General features: G+C 62.9%; 14 protein-coding genes. 10 read left to right on the forward strand and 4 right to left on the reverse strand.

What is annotated here, in order from left to right; genetic code table 11:
- The first annotated feature begins 1 nt into the window (after nucleotide 1).
- Together NP534_RS20260 and NP534_RS20265 are read left to right on the forward strand one after the other, a co-directional pair.
- A complete protein-coding gene (locus NP534_RS20260; RefSeq protein ID WP_274099874.1) occupies nucleotides 2–334 on the forward strand; it encodes a septal ring lytic transglycosylase RlpA family protein in 333 nt (110 codons plus the stop codon).
- Nucleotides 335–393: 59 nt separating this feature from the next.
- A complete protein-coding gene (locus tag NP534_RS20265) occupies nucleotides 394–1,437 on the forward strand; it encodes a calcium/sodium antiporter (protein ID WP_274099882.1) in 1,044 nt (347 codons plus the stop codon).
- 51 nt (nucleotides 1,438–1,488) lie between these two features.
- Here NP534_RS20265 and NP534_RS20270 read toward each other — a convergent pair whose 3' ends face one another.
- From NP534_RS20270 to NP534_RS20285, 4 genes are all read right to left on the reverse strand, one after another.
- Entirely contained in the window at nucleotides 1,489–2,850 is a 1,362-nt protein-coding gene (locus NP534_RS20270; RefSeq protein WP_274099875.1) for an amino acid permease, read from the reverse strand.
- 56 nt (nucleotides 2,851–2,906) lie between these two features.
- Nucleotides 2,907–3,848, reverse strand: a complete 942-nt coding sequence (locus NP534_RS20275; protein WP_033701128.1) for an AEC family transporter — start codon at nucleotides 3,846–3,848, stop codon at nucleotides 2,907–2,909.
- 172 nt (nucleotides 3,849–4,020) lie between these two features.
- On the reverse strand, nucleotides 4,021–4,581 hold the full coding sequence (locus tag NP534_RS20280) for a response regulator transcription factor (protein WP_033701129.1): 561 nt from the start codon (nucleotides 4,579–4,581) through the stop codon (nucleotides 4,021–4,023).
- Complete coding sequence (locus tag NP534_RS20285) at nucleotides 4,581–5,837, reverse strand: ATP-binding protein (protein WP_033701130.1); 1,257 nt, start codon at nucleotides 5,835–5,837, stop codon at nucleotides 4,581–4,583. Before NP534_RS20285 ends, NP534_RS20280 begins: the two co-directional genes overlap by 1 nt.
- Nucleotides 5,838–6,038: 201 nt before the next feature.
- Between NP534_RS20285 and NP534_RS20290 the strand changes: the two genes are divergently transcribed.
- The 8 genes from NP534_RS20290 to NP534_RS20325 form a co-directional block, all read left to right on the forward strand.
- Nucleotides 6,039–6,755 (forward strand): SIMPL domain-containing protein, encoded by a 717-nt coding sequence (locus NP534_RS20290; RefSeq protein ID WP_274099876.1) that lies wholly within the window; start codon nucleotides 6,039–6,041, stop codon nucleotides 6,753–6,755.
- Nucleotides 6,756–7,084: 329 nt separating this feature from the next.
- Nucleotides 7,085–8,710 (forward strand): ABC transporter substrate-binding protein, encoded by a 1,626-nt coding sequence (locus NP534_RS20295; protein WP_274099877.1) that lies wholly within the window; start codon nucleotides 7,085–7,087, stop codon nucleotides 8,708–8,710.
- A gap of 277 nt (nucleotides 8,711–8,987) precedes the next feature.
- On the forward strand, nucleotides 8,988–10,367 hold the full coding sequence (locus tag NP534_RS20300; RefSeq protein WP_274099878.1) for an OprD family porin: 1,380 nt from the start codon (nucleotides 8,988–8,990) through the stop codon (nucleotides 10,365–10,367).
- Between the two features lie 84 nt (nucleotides 10,368–10,451).
- Complete coding sequence (locus NP534_RS20305; RefSeq protein WP_274099879.1) at nucleotides 10,452–12,047, forward strand: ABC transporter substrate-binding protein; 1,596 nt, start codon at nucleotides 10,452–10,454, stop codon at nucleotides 12,045–12,047.
- Between the two features lie 76 nt (nucleotides 12,048–12,123).
- Nucleotides 12,124–13,134: an ABC transporter permease subunit gene (locus NP534_RS20310; RefSeq protein WP_016485006.1), complete on the forward strand. Its 1,011-nt coding sequence runs from the start codon at nucleotides 12,124–12,126 to the stop codon at nucleotides 13,132–13,134.
- 10 nt (nucleotides 13,135–13,144) lie between these two features.
- Nucleotides 13,145–14,071 carry an ABC transporter permease subunit gene (locus NP534_RS20315; RefSeq protein WP_274099880.1) on the forward strand — a complete coding sequence of 309 codons (927 nt, stop codon included), beginning with the start codon at nucleotides 13,145–13,147 and terminating at the stop codon, nucleotides 14,069–14,071.
- A gap of 10 nt (nucleotides 14,072–14,081) precedes the next feature.
- Complete coding sequence (locus NP534_RS20320; RefSeq protein WP_033701138.1) at nucleotides 14,082–15,050, forward strand: ABC transporter ATP-binding protein; 969 nt, start codon at nucleotides 14,082–14,084, stop codon at nucleotides 15,048–15,050.
- The coding region (locus NP534_RS20325; protein WP_274099881.1) for an ATP-binding cassette domain-containing protein at nucleotides 15,050–15,549 on the forward strand (500 nt) is incomplete at its 3' end. The genes NP534_RS20320 and NP534_RS20325, both read left to right, overlap by 1 nt.

A 15,549-nucleotide genomic window follows, 5' to 3' on the forward strand; every position in this document is an offset into this window, starting at 1 on the left:
GCTGGCCGGCTGCGCCAGCCACGACATCGACCCTCGCGGCTACAACCAGACCGGTACCGCCTCCTATTACGGCGCCCGCCACCACGGCAAACGCACGGCCAGTGGCGAGCCTTTCAACCAGCATGGCCTCACCGCCGCTCACCGCAGCCTGCCCTTCGGCAGCAAGGTGCTGGTCACCAACCTTGCCAACCAACGCAGCGTGGTGGTGCGCATCAACGACCGCGGCCCGCATACACGTGGCCGGCTGATCGACCTGTCACGCGCCGCAGCAGAAAAAATCGGCATGCTCCGTAGCGGAACGGCGCGCGTCCGGGTACAAGGTCTGAGCGACTGACCGACTGGAGCCCGACCATTTTCGACCTCGCCACCCTTCCCACCTTCAGCCTCCTGCAACTGGGCGTCGCCCTCGTGCTGCTGGCCTGCGGTGCAGAGCTACTGGTACGTGTGGCCCTGCGCCTGGCCCTGCGCCTGCACGTGCGGCCATTGATCATCGGCCTGAGCCTGGTGGCCTTCGGCAGCACCGCGCCGCAGCTCACCGTAAGCCTGCAGGCTGCCTACCAAGGCGCACCCGATGTCGCAGTCGGCAGCGTGATCGGCAGCAATATCTTCAACGTGCTGGTGATTCTCGGCCTGGCCGCGCTGATCATCCCACTGCGCGTATCACGCCAGCTGGTGCGCCTGGATATCCCCCTGATGATCGTCGCCAGCGCGCTGGTGTATGCGCTCGCCGCCAATGGCTACCTGGGCCGCTGGGAGGGCCTGCTGCTGTTGCTGACGCTGGTGGGCTACCTGGGCATGCTCTGGCACCAATCGCGGCATTACGCCCGCACCTACCCCGCGCCCAGCTTCATCACCGTCAGCGGCGCACGCTTCTGGTCTGGCGCCCTGTTGCAGATTGCCCTCGGCCTTGGCCTGCTGAGCCTGGCCGGGCACCTGCTGCTGGAAGCCGTCGTCGAGGTGGCGACCGACCTGGGGCTGTCCGAACGCATCATCGGCCTGACCGTGGTGGCGGTGTGCACGTCGCTGCCAGAGCTGGCGGCGGCGATGATCGCCGCCCTTCGCGGCGAACGGGAGATCGCCGTGGGCACGGTGATCGGCAGCAACCTGTTCAACCTGCTGGGTGTATTGGGGCTGACTGCGTTGATCACGCCAGAGCCGCTGTCGATCTCACCCAACGCACTGGCCTTTGACTTGCCGGTGATGCTGGGTGTGGCGGCGCTGAGCCTGCCGGTGTTTTATTCGGGGTACCGGATTACCCGCGCTGAAGGCTTGGTGTTCCTTTGCCTGTACCTGGCCTATGGGCTGCATGTGGTGGCCTTTACCACCGGCATGCCACTGGCCGGGCGCCTGGAACGGCTCATGCTGTTTTATGTGCTGCCGGTGCTAGCGGTGGTGTTGCTGTATACCACCGTGCGTGCCTGGCGCCGACAGCATTGAGGTGCCATAAGGGGTAGCGTCAAGGCGGCCAGGCTCAAGCCAGGTGCTTTGTCAGCCCCTCGCCTGCCGCGCCTTCTTCAACCGGAACGCCACCCACAGCACCGCGATCCACCCCGGAATCAACATCACCGAAATACGAATCGGCGGCGTCAGGTACATCACCACCAGAATCAGCACGATGAAGGCCAGGCACAGGTAATTGGTGATCGGGTGCCCCCAGCTCTGATAAAACGGGGTAATGCCCGCGCCCAGTTTGGCCTTGCGGAACTTCAGGTGGGTAATGCTGATGCTCGCCCAGTTGATCACCAGCGCCGACACCGCCAGGGCCATCAGCAAACCGAAGGCTTCCCCCGGCATCAGGTAGTTGATCAATACGCACAGGCCAGTGGCGAACGCCGAAACGCCCAGCGCCGTCAGCGGGACGCCACTGCGGCTGACCTTGAGCAACTGACGCGGCGCATCGCCCTGGCTGGCCAGGCCGAACAGCATGCGGCTGTTGGCGTAGACACAGCTGTTGTAAACCGACAGCGCAGCCGTCAACACCACGACGTTGAGGATGGTCGCCACCAGGTCGCTGTCCAGCTCATGGAAGATCATCACGAACGGGCTCCCCCCCTGCACCACCTTCTGCCATGGGTACAGCGACAGCAGCACCGCCAAGGCGCCAATGTAGAAAATCAGGATGCGGTAGACCACCTGGTTGGTGGCCTTGGGGATGCTCTGACGCGGGTTGTCCGCCTCGGCAGCGGTGATACCCACCAGCTCCAGCCCACCGAAGGAGAACATGATCACGGCCAGGGCCATGACCAGGCCAGTGACGCCGTTAGGGAAGAAACCACCGTACTGCCACAGGTTGGCCACGCTGGCATCCGGGCCGCCATGGCCGCTGCTCAGCAGCCAGGCACCAAAGCCGATCATGCTGACGATGGCCACCACCTTGACCAGGGCGAACCAGAACTCCATCTCACCGTAGACCTTCACCTGCGTCAGGTTGATGAGGTTGATGACCACGAAGAAGATCGCCGCCGTCGCCCAGGTAGGGAAGTCTGGCCACCAGTACTGCACATAGATGCCCACCGCCGTCAGCTCGGCCATGCCCACCAGCACGTACACCACCCAGTAGTTCCAGCCCGAGACGAAGCCTGCAAATTCGCTCCAGTACTGGTGAGCAAAGTGGCTGAAGCTGCCGGCGACCGGCTCTTCGACCACCATTTCGCCAAGCTGGCGCATGATGAAGAAGGCCATCAGGCCGGCAATGGCATAGCCCAGCAAAACGGAAGGGCCAGCCAGCTGAATGGTCTGGGCGATCCCCAGAAACAGCCCCGTGCCGATGGCCCCACCCAGCGCGATCAGCTGGATATGGCGGTTCTTCAACCCGCGCTGCAAGCGCTCGGGCGTGCTCTGGTCTTGCATGAAGTGTCCTTTAGCTCAGTGAGGCAGTGTTATTGCTGTTATTTGCAGTCAAGGATCTAGATCCATCCGCCCCACTGCAAGATGAAAATACCGATATTGGTGGTGATCGCCGCCATTAGCGTCGTGATCACGATGATCGAGGCAGCCAATTCATGGTTGCCATTGGCCGCCCGTGCCATCACGTAGCTGGCCGCAGCGGTAGGGCTGCCGATGTACAGGAACAGGATGCCCAGCTCGGCACCGCGGAAACCGCACAGCCAGGCACCCAAAGTGCCGACCAACGGCAACCAGACCATCTTCACCAGGCTGGCATCGATCGCCAGCCTGCCACTGTCACGCAGCGCCGCCAGCGACAGGGTACCGCCAATGCAGATCAGCGCCAGCGGCAGGGTCATCTGCGCCAGGTAGTCGCCCGAGGTGAGCAACCAGTTAGGCAGCGGCACCTGGCCGTAGGCCATGGGCGTTGCCACCAGCACACTGAGGATCAAGGGGTTGCTGAAGATGCTCTTGCAGATGCTCCACGGGTCGGACTTGAGGTCCGGGCTGTACACCGCCAGCACCACCGCCGACAGCGAGTTGTACATGAGGATCACCAGGCCTGCCAGTACCGCCCCTAGCGAGATACCGTAGTCGCCGTACAGGCTGGCGGCCAGCGCCAGGCCGATCACGCCGTTGTTGCCGCGAAATGCGCCTTGGGTGTAGATGCCGCGGTCTGCCGGCGGGCAACGCCAGAGAGCCAGGCCCCAGGCCACGGCGAAGCCGACCAGGGTAGCAGCGACGAAATACAGGATGACGCCGGGTTTGACTGCGGCCGCCAGGTCGGCGTGGTAGATGCCCAGGAACAGCAGCGCCGGCATGCAGACATTGAACACCAGCTGCGACGCGACACGGTTGAAGTTGTCGTCGATCAGGTGGATGCGTTTGAGCAGTATGCCCATGAACAGCATGGCGAAGACTGGCGCCGTGATGTTCAGCGTCTGGATAAGAAGGGCGAGCATGCGATCCTGCAGGGAGTTGCCGTCAGGGGGCTAATGATACGTCAACGGCTGCGAGTTGCGGGGATCAGGATGCGATACAGAGACGTGTCTGACAGCCAGGGACCGTTCGCGGGGCAAGCTCGCGCCCATAATTTGTGGGAGCGGGCTTGCCCGCGAACGGGTCAGCGCCGGCTTAGCGCCGAACCGGTCGCTTCTGCAGCTTGCGCTGCAAGGTCCGCCGGTGCATGCCCAACGCCCGCGCCGTGGCCGAGATATTGCCTTCGTGTTCGTTCAGCACGCGCTGGATGTGCTCCCACTGCAGGCGGTCGACCGACATCGGGTTTTCCGGCACCAGGGCATCCAGGTCAGCGTGCTCGGAAAGCAGCGCCGCGAGTACATCGTCAGCATCGGCCGGCTTGCACAGGTAGTTGCAGGCACCGCGTTTGACTGCCTCGACTGCGGTGGCGATGCTCGAGTAACCGGTGAGGATCACCACCCGCATCTCCGGGTCCAGCTCCAGCAGCTTGGGCAGCAGCACCAACCCCGAGTCACCTTCCATCTTCAGGTCCAGCGTGGCGTAGTCCGGCAGGTCCTGCTGGGCCAGGATCAGCCCCTCCTCGGCCGAGCCTGCGGTGCTCACGCGGAACCCGCGGCGGCTCATGGCGCGCGCCATGACCCGGGTAAAGGTGGCATCGTCATCCACCAGCAGCAGGTGCGGCAGCTCTTCGCCTTCAACCTGGATATCTTCACTCATCATTCATCTCCTCGCTTGCCATGGGGCAGGCGCAGTTCGGTCAGGGTGCCACCCTGCTCATGACTATAGAGTTTCACCGAACCGCCCGCACGCGTCACGCTGGCCTTGCTCAAGAACAGGCCCAGGCCGAAGCCTTTGCCCTTGGTGGTAATAAAGGGTTTGCCAATCGCTTCGGCGATTGCCGGGGGCACACCAGGGCCATGGTCACGAATGCTGATGACAATGTCCTCGGCGTCCCAGTCCAGGCGCACCTCAAGGTCGTCCGGGCACGCGTCGGCTGCATTGTTCAGCAGGTTCAGCAGGGCCTGAGTCAGGTCAGGTGGCGGCGTCAGCCGGGGTACCTGGCCATCCCTGAGCCGCTGGAAGCGGTAGCTGGCCTCGGGCCGCATCAGGTGCCAACGGTTGAGCGCCTCGTCCAGCCAGACGGTGACGTCCTGCTCGACCATTGCCAGGCGGCGGTTGGCCTCGGCGGCACGCACCAGTTGCTGCAAGGTTTCTTTGCACAGTTTGACCTGGTCCTGAAGGATCTGCAGGTCTTCCTGCAACAAAGGGTCCGGGTGGTCCTGGCGCATTTCGTTAAGCAGTACGCTCATGGTCGCCAGCGGTGTGCCCAGCTCATGGGCAGCGCCGGCGGCCTGGGTGGCCACGGCCAGCAATTGCTCATCGCGCAGGCTCTCTTCACGGCGCTCGGAGCGCAGTTGTTCTTGGCGCCGCAGCTCCTCGGCCATGCGCGCGGCAAAGAAGGTGATGACTGCGGCTGCCAGGGCGATGCTCAGCCACATGCCGTAGACCTGCATCTTGTCCCGCGCCATCGGCAACCCTTCAAGCGGGTAGAACTGCACCAGCAGCAGGCTGTAGGCCGTCAGCGCGATGCCCGAAAGGATCAACGAATACAGCCAAGGCAAGGTCACTGCGGCAATGGCCAGCGGCACAAGGTAATAAGAAACGAACGGGTTGGTCGAGCCGCCGGAGTAATACAGCAAGGCACTGTGGATCAACAGGTCGCAGGCAAGCTGCAGTGCATACTCAAGTTCAGTGACCGGCAGCGACAGGCGCAGGCGCAACGCGGTAAACGCACACAGGATGGACGACAGCGCCAGCGTCGCTGCCAGCGAAAACCATGGCAAGGGCAGCAGGTCGGTCCAGTAGGCGACGCCCACCGAGCCTGCCTGGGCAGCCAGGACCAGCACGCGGATGACAGTCAGGCGCCAGAGGTTCTGACGGGTAGCGGACAACGGTTGTACGTCAGCGAGCATGAGCTCTCCTGATGAGTGCTCCAGAAAATCGGCTGGAGTATACCGAAGCCGGGCGCCTCGCTGCAGCGATGCGGCAAAGCGCCACACTTTGTCACAGGTGCATAGTGGCACTTTTGAACCCACTACACTGTTCCCGGTCTGATGGGCCATGCGTGGAATGGATACCAGATCCCACGCCCTTTTATTGCCAAGGAGTCTTACATGCAAATCCCTCGTCGCGGCACTGCCCTGATCCTGTCGTGCGGGCTGCTCGCCAGCCTGCCTGCGCTGGCGGCCGAAGAGCCGCGCTTCAACCAGGTATCGCTGCGTGCCGAAGTCAGCAAGGAAGTGCCGCGCGACCTGATGGTCGTGACCCTCTACAGCGAAGCGCAGAACACCGACCCGGGCAAGCTTGCCAAAGAGATCACCGAGACCATGAACAAGGCTGTGCAGCAGTCTCGCCAGGTCAAGGATGTGAAGATCAGCCAGGGCAGCCGCAACAGCTACCCGGTGTACGACAGCAAAGGGCAAAAGATCACCGGCTGGCGTGAACGTGCCGAGCTGCGCCTGGAGAGCGCCGACTTCCCAGCCCTGTCGCAACTGACCGCCGACCTGCTGCAAACGCTGAAAATGGGCGGCATGGACTTCTCCATCGCCCCGGCCACGCGCAAGGCCAGCGAGGACGACCTGCTCAAGGACGCCGTCAATGCCTTCAAGGCACGCGCTCAGTTGGCCACCGAGGCACTGGGTGGCAAGGGCTACAAAGTGGTCAACCTCAACCTCAACAGCAGCGGTTACCCACGCCCTTATATGCGCAGCGCACCGATGGCCATGAAGGCCATGGCGGGTGACGAAGCGGCACCGGCGCCGGATATCGAGGCGGGCACCAGCGAAGTCAGCATGAATGCCGATGGCTTGATCGAAGTTCAGATGCCTTGAGGCACAAGGGGGCGCGTTGCGCCCCTTTCTGAGCGGCCCCTGCGCCCGGCAAGGCCACTTTTAGCGTTTTCAGACATCTCCTACGCACCCTGACGGTGCATGCCTACATTTCCCTCCCCCCGAAACATTCAGCAAAAAGCCATCATTTTGCCCTCGCAAACGTTCAACTTCGCCGAAAGTTATACCGATGCGACATCCATGTACGGCCGTACCACCTTTCTGGCGCCAACTATCCTTCCGAGTGTTGCATTGGGAATAGCCCCTGCATAAGTATCCTCAGGTCGGCTCACGAGGCCACCTCAATCAAAAATGACAACAATGAGGCCACCATGCTCAAACACGCAGTCATTCCGTTCCTGCTTGGCGCAGGTTTGCTCGCTGGCGCACCCCACACCCACGCGGCGTCCAACCTGGTGTTCTGCTCCGAAGGCAGCCCCGCCGGCTTCGACCCAGGGCAGTACACAACGGGAACCGACTTCGACGCCTCGGCCGAGACCGTGTTCAACCGCCTGACCCAGTTCGAACGTGGCGGTACCGCCGTGATTCCGGGCCTGGCGACAAAATGGGAAGTGTCCGACGACGGCAAGGCCTACACCTTCCACCTGCGCGAAGGGGTCAAGTTCCACACCACTGACTACTTCAAGCCAAGCCGCCCATTCAATGCCGACGACGTGCTGTTCACCTTCAACCGCATGCTCGACAAGGACCACCCGTTCCGTAAGGCCTACCCCACCGAGTTCCCCTACTTCACCGACATGGGCATGGACAAGAACATTGCCAAGCTGGAGAAAGTCGACGAACACACGGTCAAGTTCACCCTCAACGACGTCGACGCCGCGTTCATCCAGAACCTGGCAATGAGTTTCGCCTCCATTCAGTCGGCCGAGTACGCCGACCAGTTGCTCAAGGGTGGCAAGGCCGCCGACCTCAACCAGAAGCCGATCGGCACCGGCCCGTTCGTGTTCAGCAAGTATCAGAAAGACGCGCAGATCCGTTTCAAGGGCAACAAGGACTACTGGAAACCCGAAGACGTGAAGATCGACAACCTGATCTTCGCCATCACCACCGATGCCTCCGTGCGCATGCAGAAGCTGAAGAAGGGCGAGTGCCAGGTCACCTTGTTCCCGCGGCCGGCGGACATCGAGCCGCTCAAGGCCGACAAGAACCTGCAGATGCCGCATCAGGCCGGCTTCAACCTCGGTTACATCGCCTACAACGTGATGGACAAGATCAAGGGCAGCGACGCGCCCAACCCCATGGCCAAGCTCGAAGTGCGCCAGGCACTGGACATGGCGGTGGACAAGAAGAAGATCATCGAATCGGTTTACCAGGGTGCCGGTCAGTTGGCGGTAAACGGCATGCCGCCCACCCAGTGGTCCTATGACGACAGTATCAAGGACGCCACCTACGACCCGGAAAAGGCCAAACAGCTGCTCAAGCAAGCCGGCATCAAGGAAGGCACCGAGATCACCCTGTGGGCCATGCCGGTGCAACGCCCGTACAACCCCAATGCCAAGCTGATGGCTGAAATGCTGCAAGCCGACTGGGCCAAGATCGGCATCAAGGCAAAAATCGTCAGCTATGAATGGGGCGAGTACATCAAGCGCTCAAAAGGCGGCGAACAAGGCGCCATGCTGATTGGCTGGAGCGGCGACAACGGTGACCCGGACAACTGGCTGGGTACCCTGTACGGCTGCGATGCCATCGACGGCAACAACTTCTCCAAGTGGTGCTACAAGCCTTACGACGACCTGATCAAGCAGGCCAAGGCCACCTCGGACCAGGCCAAGCGCACCGAGCTGTACCAGCAGGCGCAGCACATCCTCAAGGAGCAGGTGCCGATCACCCCGATCGCCCACTCCACCGTGTACCAGCCCATGAGCGCCAAGGTGAAGGACTTCAAGATCAGCCCGTTCGCGTTGAACGCCTTCTACGGCGTCAGCGTGGACAAATAGGGTAGATCCCGGTACCCGCCAGGCGGCGGGTGCCAGCCCCCCCCCAGATCCGATCACAGCATACCGCCCCGCCTCCATCCGCAGCGGGATCGGCGAACTGTTGCCGCCATTCGTACCCCGAGGCGGCGACACAGTGTGAGTGTTGATTAGGCACTAGCCAAACGACACCCCTCCCCCTGATTAGCCCGGTAACCCCGGGCAACTCTGGCAACACCGCAGTAAAACCCCCGGCTCACAAGGCCGGTAATAACTAGAAAAAGGAAAGGGAGTTTTCACCTTGAGACTATTCACCTCAACCGCACTGGCATTGACCCTCGGCAGCGTCTGCTCCGTGGCCGAAGCCGAACCCCAAAGCCAGGCCTACGTCCCCCTCAGCCTCAAGACCAGCAGCGAACAAGACCAGGCGACCGGCTTCATCGACGGCCAAAGCGTCTCTGGCAGCACCCGCAACTGGTATGCCCGCGAGCGCGCCACCCGCGCGCCGCTCTGGAAGTACTACAAGCGCGACGGTACTCGCCACGACACCCACAGCCGCGAGAACTGGCTGCAGGGCACCATCCTCAACTACAGCTCGGGCTTTACCCAAGGCACCGTGGGTTTTGCCGTCGAAGCCGCCGGCTACAACGCCATTGCCCTGCAACAAAGCCGCGAGGCGATCGCCGGGCCCAACAACCGCACGCTGACCCACAGCGACGGCGACCCCGTCGGCCAGTGGAGCAAACTGGGCCTGGGCAACATCAAGGCCCGGGTGTCGAACACCACCCTCACTCTCGGCCGCCAGTCGGTGGACACGCCGATGATCGCCTACATCGGCAACCGCGCCCTGCCATCGAGCTTCCAGGGCGCCTTCTTGCACAGCGCCGAATTCGACAACCTGTCGTTCGACCTGGGCACCTTCGACCGCGTCTCGCCCCGTACCGAACAGAGCCTCAGCAAGTTCCGCACCGAGTACGGCGCCGCCGGCGTCGAGACCGACCGCGCCAGCACGGCCGGGGTCAACTACCAGCCGTTCAAAAGCCTGAGCACCAGCCTGTACGCCACCAAGGTCGACGACTTCTGGAACCAGTACTACTTTGGCGCCAACCACGTGCTGGGCGACAGCGCCGTGCTCAGCCTGAGCACCGGCCTGAACTACTACAAGACCGTGGATGCAGGCAGCAAGAAGATGGGCGAGATCGACAACGACACCTACAGCCTGTCGCTCGCCCTCACCCACCAGGCCCACACCCTCAGCGCGTCATGGCAACAGGTCAACGGCAACGAGTACTTCGACTACCTGCACGAAACCAACGGCATCTACTTGGCCAACTCGCTGCTCTCGGACTTCAACGGCCCGAACGAGAAATCGCTGCAGCTTTCCTACGTGCTGAACATGGCGCCGTATGGCGTGCCGGGCCTCAAGTTCAACCTGTACAACGCACGCGGTTGGGGCATCGATGGCACCCATTACCGGGGCACTGCCTATGACGTCAACGGCATGGACGGCGAGACCCACTACGAGTGGGGCGTCGGCACCAGCTACGCCGTGCAGAGCGGCCCGCTGAAGGACACCAGCATCCGCGCCACCTACACCGCGCACCGCGCCAGCAAGGCGCAGGCCGATGGCAGCCTGGACGAGTTCCGCCTGGTGACCACCATTCCGTTCAACATCCTCTGACCGATGACGCCACGGCCTGCTTCACCCAGTGAAAAAAACAGGCCGTGGCGGCTACGCTGGAATCAATGCTTGCAGGGAGTAATCATGAAATCGCTACCGCTCCACGCTGCCTTGGCAGCGCTCATCCTGGGCAGCGCCGCGCCGCTTGCGGCCAAGCCGCTGGTGGTGTGCACCGAAGCCAGCCCCGAGGGTTTCGACGTCGTCCAGTACACCACTGCCGTGACATTCGATGCCTCGTCCGAAACGCTGTTCAATCGCCTGGTCGATTTCACACCTGGGACTACCGACATCCAGCCAGCCCTGGCCGAGCGCTGGGACATCTCAGCCGATGGCCTGACCTACACCTTCCACCTACGCCAGGGGGTGAAGTTCCACACCACCGACTACTTCACCCCAACCCGCGACTTCAATGCCGATGACGTGCTGTGGAGCCTGCGCCGCCAACTCGACCCGCAACACCCCTGGCACGACAAGACCAGCGTCGGCTACCCGTATTTCGAAAGCATGGCCTTTGGCAAATTGCTCAAGTCGGTGGACAAGACCGACGATCGCACCGTGGTCATCACCCTGACCCGCCCTGAAGCACCGTTTCTGCGCGACATGGCCATGGGCTTCACCTCGATCTACTCGGCCGAGTACGGCGACCAGTTGCTCAAGGCTGGCAAGACCGGCGACCTCAACAGCAAGCCGATCGGCACCGGCCCGTTCATCTTCCAGCGCTACAACAAGGACGCCCAGGTCCGCTACAAGCCCAACCCGGACTATTTCCGTGGCAAGCCACCGGCCGATGCCCTGATCTTCGCCATCGCCAACGACAGCAACGTACGCCTGCAAAAGCTGCGCGCCAACGAATGCCAGGTGGCGCTGTACCCCAAGCCTGAGGACGTGCCGTCGATCAAGGCCGACCCCAAGCTCAAGGTGGCCAATACCGAAGCACTGGTCACCGGCTATATCGCCATGAACACCGAACACAAATACCTCAGCGACGTGCGTGTGCGCAAAGCCATCAACATGGCCTTCGACCGCCAGGCCCACGTCGACCAGCTGTTCGGCAAAGGCAATGCCGTGGTCGGCATCAACCCCTATCCGCCGAGCATGATCGGCTTCAACCGCGACAACCAAAACCCACCGCGCGACCTCGACCAGGCACGTGCGCTGCTCAAAGCGGCCGGTGTGCCGGACGGTACGGTCATCACCCTGTTCACCCGCAACGGCGGTGGCCCTACCAACCCCAACCCACGGCTGTCGGCGGAAATGCTCCAGGCCGACCTGGCCAAGGTCGGCATCAAGCTCGACATTCGCGTCATGGAGTGGGCAGAGATGCTGCGCCGGGCCAAAAGAGGCGAAGCCGACCTGGTTTCCACAGGCTGGGCAAGCGACAACGGCGACCCGGACAATTTCCTCACCCCGCTGCTCAGTTGCGAGGCGGCGAAAAATGGCGAGAACTACGCCCGCTGGTGCAACTCGAAATTCCAGGCGCTGATCAACCAGGCCCGTGAGGTGACCGACAACGGCGAGCGTGCAAGGCTCTATAGCGAGGCATTGAAGGTGTACGATGACGACCAGCCCTGGATCAGCATGGCCCACCCCAAGATATTTACCGCCATGCGTGAGAACGTGGAGGGTTACGTGATCAACCCTCTGACCAACAACAACTTCGCCACCACCAAGGTGAAGTAGAAAAACAACGACCGCTGGCAGCCCACACGGGGACCAGCGGCACTGCCGTACAACGGCTGATGAGGTAACCCCGACAATGTTGAGTTTTATTGCCCGGCGCCTGGGCCTGCTGATCCCGACCTTTTTCGGTATCACCTTGCTGACCTTCGCGCTCATACGCCTGATCCCCGGCGACCCGGTGGAAGTGATGATGGGCGAACGCAGGGTCGACCCCGAAATGCACGCCCAGGCCATGGAGCGCCTGGGCCTGAACAAGCCGCTGCCGGTCCAGTACCTGGACTATGTGGGCAAGCTCGCCCAGGGTGACCTGGGTGAATCGCTGCGCACCCGCGAAAGCGTGTGGACCGAATTCCTCACCCTGTTCCCCGCCACCTTGGAGTTGGCCTTTGCCGCGCTGCTGTTCGCCGGCATCGTCGGGTTGCTCGCCGGGGTGATCGCCGCGCTCAAGCGCGGCTCGCTGTTCGATCACGGGGTCATGGGCATTTCGCTCGCCGGTTACTCCATGCCGATCTTCTGGTGGGGGCTGATCCTGATCATGTTCTTCTCGGTCAGCCTGGGCTGGACGCCGGTGTCCGGGCGCATCGACCTGCTCTACGACATCGAGCCGAAAACCGGTTTCATGTTGATCGACACCCTGCTCAGCGACGAAGAAGGCGCGTTCAAGGACGCTGTGATGCACCTGATCCTGCCGGCCATCGTGCTGGGTACCATTCCGCTGGCGGTGATCGCCCGCATGACCCGCTCGTCGATGCTCGAAGTGCTGCGCGAAGACTACATCCGCACCGCCCGCGCCAAAGGCCTGTCACCGGCTCGCGTGGTGTTCGTTCACGGCCTGCGCAATGCCCTGATCCCGGTGCTCACTGTATTCGGCCTGCAGGTCGGCACGTTGCTGGCCGGTGCGGTGCTTACCGAAACCATCTTTTCCTGGCCGGGCATCGGCAAATGGCTGATCGAAGCCATCGGTGCCCGTGACTACCCCGTGGTCCAGAACGGCATCCTGTTGATCGCCTGCCTGGTGATTCTGGTCAACTTCGTCGTGGACATCCTCTACGGCCTGGCCAACCCACGCATCCGTCATCAGCGCTGAGGCCCCCGCCATGACCAGTCCACTTGCAAAACCCGTCACACCGGCCATCCCGGTGGACCAAAGCCTGCTCTACCCCTCGCCGTACAAGGAATTCTGGCACGCCTTCTCGCGCAACAAGGGCGCGGTGATGGGCCTGGCCTTCATGTGCCTGGTGGTGTTCTGCGCCCTGTTCGCCCCCTGGGTCGCCCCACATGACCCGAGCGAGCAGTACCGCGACTTCCTGCTGACCCCGCCGGTGTGGCTCGAAGGGGGTAACTGGCAATTCATCCTCGGCACCGACGAGCTGGGTCGCGACCTGCTGTCGCGGTTGATCCAGGGTGCCCGGTTGTCATTGCTGATCGGCTTGTCGTCGGTGGTGATTTCGCTGATCCCGGGGATTCTGCTGGGCCTGCTGGCCGGCTTCTTCCCGCACTTGCTCGGCCCCTCGATCATGCGCCTGATGGACGTGATGCTGGCCCTGCCGTCGCTGTTGCTGGCGGTGGCCATCGTCGCCATCCTCGGCCCCGGCCTGCTCAACACGGTGATCGCCATCGCCATCGTCTCGCTGCCCGCCTATGTGCGCCTGACCCGCGCCGCAGTGATGGGTGAACTGAACCGCGACTACGTCACCGCCGCCCGCCTGGCCGGTGCCAGCCTGCCGCGCCTGATGTTCGTCACTGTGCTGCCCAACTGCATGGCGCCGTTGATCGTGCAAGCCACCTTGAGTTTCTCTTCGGCGATCCTCGACGCCGCGGCCCTGGGCTTCCTGGGCCTGGGCGTGCAACCGCCGACCCCCGAGTGGGGCACCATGCTGGCCTCGGCCCGCGACTACATCGAACGCGCCTGGTGGGTGGTCAGCCTGCCTGGGGTGACCATTCTGCTCAGCGTGCTGGCAATCAACCTGATGGGCGACGGACTGCGCGATGCGCTGGACCCGAAACTCAAGAACGCCGCCTGAGGAGAACGCCATGTCACTGTTGCAGATCAACAACCTCAACGTGCGCTTCGGCGACGCCAACGCGGTACCCGTGGTCGACGGCCTGGACCTGGCAGTGGATGCCGGCGAGATCCTGGCCATCGTCGGCGAATCCGGCTCGGGCAAATCGGTCACCATGATGGCCTTGATGGGGCTGATCGACGCCCCCGGGCGCATCACCGCCGATACCCTGACGTTCAACGGCACCAACATGCTCAAGCTCAGCGGCCGGCAGCGGCGCAAGGTGGTGGGCAAGGACATCGCCATGGTCTTCCAGGACCCGATGACCGCGCTCAACCCAAGCTACACCGTAGGTTTTCAGATCGAGGAAGTACTGCGCCAGCACCTGGGCCTGAAGGGCAAGGCGGCGCGCCAGCGTGCCCTGGAGTTGCTGAAAAAAGTCGAGATCCCGGCCGCAGAAAGCCGCCTGGACGCTTACCCGCACCAATTGTCCGGCGGTATGAGCCAGCGCGTGGCGATTGCCATGGCGATTGCCGGTGAACCCAAGCTGCTGATAGCCGATGAGCCGACCACGGCCCTGGATGTCACCATCCAGGCGCAGATCATGGAGCTGTTGGTGAACCTGCAGAAGGAGCGCAACATGGCGCTCATCCTGATCACCCATGACCTGGCCGTGGTGGCCGAAACCGCCCGACGTGTCTGTGTGATGTATGCAGGCCAGGCCGTGGAAGTGGGCCAGGTGCCAGAGCTGTTCGACGTGCCAGCGCACCCCTACAGCGAAGCGCTGCTGGCGGCGATCCCCGAGCACAGCCTGGGTGCCGAGCGCTTGGCGACCCTGCCCGGCATCGTCCCCGGTCGCTATGACCGACCGCAAGGCTGCCTGCTGTCGCCGCGCTGCCCCTACGTGCAGGACAACTGCCGGCAACAGCGCCCACCCCTCGCCCCCCAGGCGCATAGCCTGGTGCGTTGCTTCTACCCGCTGAACCAGGAGGTGGCGTAATGGCCGTCGTACTCACTGCCCGCGAGCTGACTCGCCATTACGAAGTGTCCCGTGGCCTGTTCAAGGGCCACGCCCTGGTGCGCGCGCTCAATGGCGTGTCGTTCGAACTGGAGGCCGGCAAGACCCTGGCCGTGGTCGGCGAGTCCGGCTGCGGCAAGTCGACCCTGGCCCGCGCGCTGACCCTGATCGAAGAGCCCTCGTCCGGCTCGCTGCAGATCGCCGGCACCGAGGTAAAAGGCGCCAGCAAGGCTGAACGCAAGCAACTGCGCCGTGACGTGCAGATGGTCTTCCAGAGCCCTTATGCCTCGCTCAACCCACGGCAGAAGATCGGCGACCAGTTGGCCGAGCCACTGTTGATCAACACCTCGTTGAGCAAGGCCGAACGGCGCGAGAAAGTGCAGAAGATGATGGAGCAGGTCGGCCTGCGGCCCGAGCATTACCAGCGTTACCCGCACATGTTCTCGGGCGGCCAGCGCCAGCGTATTGCCCTGGCCCGGGC

This window comes from Pseudomonas sp. 39004, from assembly GCF_028682155.1.
Classification (GTDB): domain Bacteria; phylum Pseudomonadota; class Gammaproteobacteria; order Pseudomonadales; family Pseudomonadaceae; genus Aquipseudomonas; species Aquipseudomonas capeferrum.

Bases quoted from the DNA above. Each gene is read 5' to 3' on its own strand.
- NP534_RS20270 (WP_274099875.1), bottom strand. From the start codon at position 2,850: ATGCAAGACCAGAGCACGCCCGAGCGCTTGCAGCGCGGGTTGAAGAAC.
- NP534_RS20275 (WP_033701128.1), bottom strand. From the start codon at position 3,848: ATGCTCGCCCTTCTTATCCAGACGCTGAACATCACGGCGCCAGTCTTC.
- NP534_RS20280 (WP_033701129.1), bottom strand. From the start codon at position 4,581: ATGAGTGAAGATATCCAGGTTGAAGGCGAAGAGCTGCCGCACCTGCTG.
- NP534_RS20285 (WP_033701130.1), bottom strand. From the start codon at position 5,837: ATGCTCGCTGACGTACAACCGTTGTCCGCTACCCGTCAGAACCTCTGG.
- NP534_RS20290 (WP_274099876.1), top strand. From the start codon at position 6,039: ATGCAAATCCCTCGTCGCGGCACTGCCCTGATCCTGTCGTGCGGGCTG.
- NP534_RS20295 (WP_274099877.1), top strand. From the start codon at position 7,085: ATGCTCAAACACGCAGTCATTCCGTTCCTGCTTGGCGCAGGTTTGCTC.
- NP534_RS20305 (WP_274099879.1), top strand. From the start codon at position 10,452: ATGAAATCGCTACCGCTCCACGCTGCCTTGGCAGCGCTCATCCTGGGC.
- NP534_RS20310 (WP_016485006.1), top strand. From the start codon at position 12,124: ATGTTGAGTTTTATTGCCCGGCGCCTGGGCCTGCTGATCCCGACCTTT.
- NP534_RS20315 (WP_274099880.1), top strand. From the start codon at position 13,145: ATGACCAGTCCACTTGCAAAACCCGTCACACCGGCCATCCCGGTGGAC.
- NP534_RS20320 (WP_033701138.1), top strand. From the start codon at position 14,082: ATGTCACTGTTGCAGATCAACAACCTCAACGTGCGCTTCGGCGACGCC.